The following is a 5,284-nucleotide window of genomic DNA, read 5'->3' as shown; positions in this document are numbered from 1 at the left end:
CGCCGCCCACAACGATGAGCCCAAGCCCCTGGTGTGGACGGCGACAGCGGAATCCATCCTCGAAAAAGTCGCCCGCGGCCGTGTCGCACTCCAAGCCGTCAAGCAAAACTGAGACACACCACTAGCCGGGGGATGACCTTCGCCGGCGGGCGTATCGCTAAGGAAGGTGCCCGTTACGTTGGTTCCTACACGGCAACCGTTACACACCGGTCCCTTGTATTCCCTGGGCCGGCGGGGACTATTCTTAGCGTCTGATATGTCACTTTTTCACAAGCCACCCCAATACGCCCTTAGCGTCGGATATTTCACGAATTCACAAGCCACCCGTAAATACCCAGACCACGGTCCAGGAGTCCCGCCACCGATTGGCGCGCAAAGTCTTCCACGGCAAACGCAGCCAGCTCCACCAAAAGTACAGGGAAGGACAGGAAGACCAACTCGGCGGACTCGGAATCGTCGTCAACGCAATCACCCTGTGGAACACCCGGTATCTCGACGCCGCCGTTGCCCAGCTGCGCGCCCAGGGACAACCGGTGCGCGAGGAAGATGTCGCACGCCTATCCCCGCTCGGGCACGCCCATCTCAACGAACTGGGCCGCTACAGCTTCCCAACGCTGGAAAAAACAACGGGCCTGCGGCCCTTACGCGACCCGAACACTGAAACTGCGGCGGATGAGTAGCTGGCCTACCGCAAGAGCGCCCTATCGCAAACGGTCGTCTGCGATAGACCCGACACCGCTTCGCCATCTGTGACTGTTAACTTCGTTTGGCGGTTAAATCGCAGCTTGAAATGGCGGTTTTGCCGTTCCGTTTGCGGAACGGTCGGTGCAGCAGATTCGGTGTCGACCGTGGCGCCCCGATCGGTGTGGCAGCTCGCCGCCCAACGGGATCCTTGAACACAACACCAAGAATTCACAAGCACGCGACAGTCCAGGCGGGGTTTTTCTGATGACGGGGTTATTTCTCATGTAAGAGCGGCGCCTTGGGTTGCCTTCGGCTATTTACTGCCGGTAGTAGGCGTATCCGGTGCTGCCAGGCACCCGGATCTGGACACGGTGTGGAGCGCAGAGTTGAGCTGCCGCTCGCCGTAGCGGGACAACCTGTGGACCCCGTGGTCGGCGCCGGCCAACCTCTACCGGTGCCGCACCGGCATAGTCCGCGAGGGCGGCTGCTGTGCCGAAGAATCCCGGGTTTCCGATCCGGGCCAGGATCCGTGCGGCGAGGATGTCGCCAAGGCCGTCCAGGGCCGTAAGCGTGGATTCGCATTCATAGATCGACAAGCCGAGGTGTACGGCATTCAGTGTTGCTCTGACACCTCCATGAAGCCGACGTGCTGTACTCCGTCTCATACTGGATCCCGCTCGTGCGCGCGCGCATCGTTGATTGGATCGCGGACAAGAAGTATTGGCGGCCGGCCTTGGACCGGGCCAGGGCCCGGTGCGAGAACGGGATCACCCGGCCCCTATGTATGCCGGCTTGATGGACGTCTTGCAGCCCGACCAGTGTTCGTCGTCCAGGACAGTTCTCGAGACATAGATTCGGACACTGGGTTCCGCGTCAAAATCCCCACCTCCCGGAGGGCTCTCCGTCAGATTGGACATGGCATGCCAAGTCGCGGGTCTACACGGACGCAACCACCATCGAAGCCGCGGGACGCTGGACGCCCTGGCTCGCCTTGCCAACGACCGTTCGGCCCCTGGCACCAGGGCCCACGTGTTCCCACGGCTCGCGCCAGAGCAAATTATGAGCCGGATGCTAGGTGGTGATGTGTTCAATGCCATTCCGGGCCGGCACCGCCGAGCGTCGGCAGCGGCTAACCTGCCTGGTGATTGTGGGAGCTGGCGCGGCGCTTTTCGGCGGCACTGGTTCTTCAGGCCATTCCGCGGCGCGAACGGAGAGACGGCCCGTCGGCCAGCCCTACGAACCCGCGTACAGCTGTCAGGAATCTCCACCGCATCCTGGTCGCAACCTTTGAAGTTCTACCATGGGCCCAGGACGAAGACGTCTGTTTTCCAGGAGGAGTTAAACGATGACCGTTTATATACAGCCCGGCCACGAAGGATCCAAGGTCCAGTTCAAGGACCGTTACGAGAACTGGATCGGCGGCGAATGGGTAGCCCCCACTACCGGCCAATACATCGAGAATGTCTCTCCCGTGAATGGCAAACAATTCACGGAAGTGGCCCGCGGCGGCGCCGCGGACGTTGAGCTGGCCCTGGATGCTGCCCACAAAGCTGCACCGGCCTGGGGCAAGGCCTCTGCCACCGAGCGCGCGGCGGTGCTGAACAAGATCGCCGACCGGATCGACGCGAACCTTGAGCTGCTGGCCGTAGCCGAAACCTGGGACAATGGCAAGCCCATCCGCGAAACCCTCAACGCCGACATCCCGCTGGCCGCCGACCACTTCCGCTATTTCGCCTCCGCCATCCGCGCCCAGGAAGGCCGGCTGTCCCAGCTCGACGACGACACCACCGCCTACCACTTCCACGAGCCCCTCGGCGTCGTGGGCCAGATCATCCCGTGGAACTTCCCCATCCTGATGGCAGTCTGGAAAATGGCTCCGGCCCTGGCCGCCGGCAACGCCGTCGTCCTCAAGCCCGCGTCCAACACGCCCGCTTCGATCCTGGTGCTGGCCGAACTCATCGCAGACCTGCTGCCCCCAGGCCTGCTGAACATCGTCAACGGCTTCGGCTCGGAGGTCGGCAAGCCGCTAGCTTCCAGCCCCCGGATCCGCAAGATCGCCTTCACCGGCGAAACCTCCACCGGCCGCCTGATCAGCCAGTACGCCAGCCAGAACCTGATCCCGGTCACCCTGGAGCTCGGCGGCAAGAGCCCCAACATCTTCTTCAAGGATGTAGCTGACGCCAACGACGCGTTCTACGACAAGGCGCTCGAAGGGTTCACCCTTTATGCCTTCAACCAGGGCGAGGTCTGCAGCAGCCCCTCCCGCGCCCTGGTCCAGGACTCCTTCTATGATTCCTTCATGGCCGACGCGGTGGCGCGGACCCAGAAGATCATCCAGGGCAACCCGCTGGACACCAACACCCAGATCGGCGCCCAGGCCTCGATAGGCCAGATGGAAAAGATCCTCTCCTACATCGACATCGGGCTCCAGGAGGGTGCCACGATCCTCGCTGGCGGGAACCAGACGGACCTCGACGGGGACCTGGCCGGCGGCTACTACGTCCAGCCCACCATCTTCGAAGGCCACAACAAGATGCGGATCTTCCAGGAGGAAATCTTCGGCCCCGTGGTCTCGGTGGCCCGCTTCACCGACTACAACGACGCCATCAGCATCGCCAACGACACCCTCTACGGCCTCGGCGCCGGCGTCTGGTCCCGCAACGGCAACGTCGCCTACCGTGCCGGCCGCGAGATCCAGGCCGGCCGCGTGTGGGTCAACAACTACCACGCCTACCCGGCGGGGGCGGCGTTCGGCGGCTACAAGTCCTCCGGCATCGGACGCGAAAACCACTCAATGATGCTGGACCATTACCAGCAGACCAAGAACCTCCTGGTCAGCCACTCCGAAAACAAGCTCGGCTTCTTCTAGGAAGCAAGCCATGGAGCGCCCCGTGGACCGGGGCGCTCCATGCGGCTGCGGCCATGAGGACACGTCTGAGGAGGCCCTGGAGTGTTGCGCCGGGGCCAGATCCTCGTTGCCGTGTCTTTCCGGATTCTGTGCGTGATCCGCCGTGTTCAACGCGATGAAGCACGGCTGGATCGACGGGGTCATCATCTACTACCAGCGCACTCATTCTCATCAATACACTTGAAGATACGGACATTTGATGACGCAGAAATCCGTCCCCGCCGCAGAAACTCACGGCTACAGGCGCTCATGGGAAAAAGCCAATGGCAAATCCGCGGTGAGTCCAGCCACCAACGCCCTGAATGTGTCCGCTGCGCCGTCGAGGAAAAGTCAAGGGGTTCCAGACAGTCCAGAGGGTACGGGGCTGCGCGGCCTTGCAGTGGAGGACATGGATCTTTCGCCGCTGGGACTCAAGGATGCCCCTGCGCAGGAAGAGGATGAGCACAGTCTCGTCAATTCCGGAAACAGTTGACTGAAATACCCTAGCCGCGCTCGAATTCGCTTCGCCCCGGGACCGTCCCAGGACCCGGTGCCCGCCACTGTCCGGGATCCGGCCGAGCTTCTTTATGTCCACATGAACCATCCCGCCGGGCCAGGCGTATTCGTAGCGGCGGGCGAACTCCCGGCCCGGATCCGCACCCCGGTGGCCGGATCGGTGAACCGCAGCGGCGGACACTGCAAGCGGGTCAGGATGCGGTGGTCGGCACGGAGAAGTTGAACCGTTCAGCTGCCCGGCGCTGACTCCAGCCGTCAACGACGATGCAGCGGGCCAGCCGCAGACGCCCGGAATGGGCCAGAACCGCGTTAGGGTGGGACACGAGGACCTCCTGGGATTGTGGTTTGCTCTCGACAAGCACCACACAGCACCGGAGGTCCTCTTTATTGCGTCAAATCCGTCCCCGTGTCACCAACCTGCCGGGTCAATACGGCTAGCGGCTGAAGGACGCCCAAACTCCGGACGGAGCTGTTCCAAGAACTCCACAGACATCACGGCAGCTTTGTCTTTCCCCTGGCCCATTTCATTCGTGCCCTGATACCTAGCATGCGTGTCGCTACGAGCCGGCCATTTTTCAGCCTCGCATTGTGAGCGAGTCGGTGATGGTCTGCATGATGCCTGCGTCCGCCAGGGTCGTGGCGTCGCCCACGTCGCGGCCTTCCGCGACGTCCTTGAGCAGGCGGCGCATGATCTTCCCGGAGCGGGTCTTGGGCAGTTCGGGGACCACGAGGATGGTCTTGGGCTTGGCGATCGGGCCGATCTCCTTGCCCACATGGTTGCGGAGTTCCTGGACGATTTCGTCGCCGGAGTCCACGGCGTCGCCGCGGAGGATCACGAACGCGACGACGGCCTGGCCGGTGGTCTCGTCCGCGGCACCGACGACGGCGGCTTCGGCCACGGAGGGGTGGGACACCAGGGCGGATTCGATCTCGGTGGTGGAGAGCCGGTGCCCGGAAATGTTCATCACGTCATCGACCCGGCCGAGGAGCCAGATGTCGCCGTCCTCGTCCTTCTTGGCGCCGTCGCCGGCGAAGTACATGGTCTCGAAACGGGACCAGTACGTTTCCTTGAACCGCTCCGGGTCCCCCCAGATGCCGCGCAGCATGGCGGGCCAGGGTTCGCGGATCACCAGGAAGCCGCCGTGGCCGTTGGGCACGGATTCGCCGTTCTCGTCCACGACGTCCGCGGCGATGCCG

At 63.1% G+C, this 5,284-nt stretch carries 4 protein-coding genes and 3 pseudogenes; 3 read left to right on the top strand and 4 right to left on the bottom strand.

All coding sequences use genetic code 11. The features are described 5' to 3' along the window. Positions 1–335 precede the first annotated feature (335 nt). A pseudogene (locus J9611_RS20590) lies at positions 336–680 on the top strand (Tn3 family transposase); the annotation flags it as partial. A gap of 321 nt (positions 681–1,001) precedes the next feature. On the opposite strand, the gene J9611_RS22845 reads toward J9611_RS20590, so the two are convergent. Then, entirely contained in the window at positions 1,002–1,349 is a 348-nt protein-coding gene (locus J9611_RS22845; protein ID WP_372447825.1) for a transposase, read from the bottom strand. Positions 1,350–2,029: 680 nt separating this feature from the next. Here J9611_RS22845 and exaC point away from each other — a divergent pair. Next, on the top strand, positions 2,030–3,553 hold the full coding sequence (gene exaC / locus J9611_RS20580; RefSeq protein WP_211882965.1) for an acetaldehyde dehydrogenase ExaC: 1,524 nt from the start codon (positions 2,030–2,032) through the stop codon (positions 3,551–3,553). Between the two features lie 238 nt (positions 3,554–3,791). Then, positions 3,792–4,064 carry a hypothetical protein gene (locus J9611_RS20575; RefSeq protein WP_211882968.1) on the top strand — a complete coding sequence of 91 codons (273 nt, stop codon included), beginning with the start codon at positions 3,792–3,794 and terminating at the stop codon, positions 4,062–4,064. Positions 4,065–4,103: 39 nt separating this feature from the next. On the opposite strand, the pseudogene J9611_RS22840 reads toward J9611_RS20575, so the two are convergent. The 3 genes and pseudogenes from J9611_RS22840 to J9611_RS20565 form a co-directional block, all read right to left on the bottom strand. Next, positions 4,104–4,300 (bottom strand): annotated as a pseudogene (locus J9611_RS22840) (IS481 family transposase); the annotation flags it as partial. 1 nt (position 4,301) lies between these two features. Then, positions 4,302–4,410 (bottom strand): annotated as a pseudogene (locus tag J9611_RS22835) (IS481 family transposase); the annotation flags it as partial. A 252-nt stretch (positions 4,411–4,662) separates the two neighbouring features. After that, positions 4,663–5,284 (bottom strand): AMP-binding enzyme (locus J9611_RS20565; protein WP_211882964.1); only part of this gene is annotated, 622 nt, incomplete at its 5' end.

Origin of the sequence: Pseudarthrobacter albicanus (assembly GCF_018224015.1) — a bacterium.
Taxonomy (GTDB): Bacteria; Actinomycetota; Actinomycetes; order Actinomycetales; family Micrococcaceae; genus Arthrobacter; species Arthrobacter albicanus.
This window is presented reverse-complemented; position numbering and strand designations above follow the sequence as displayed.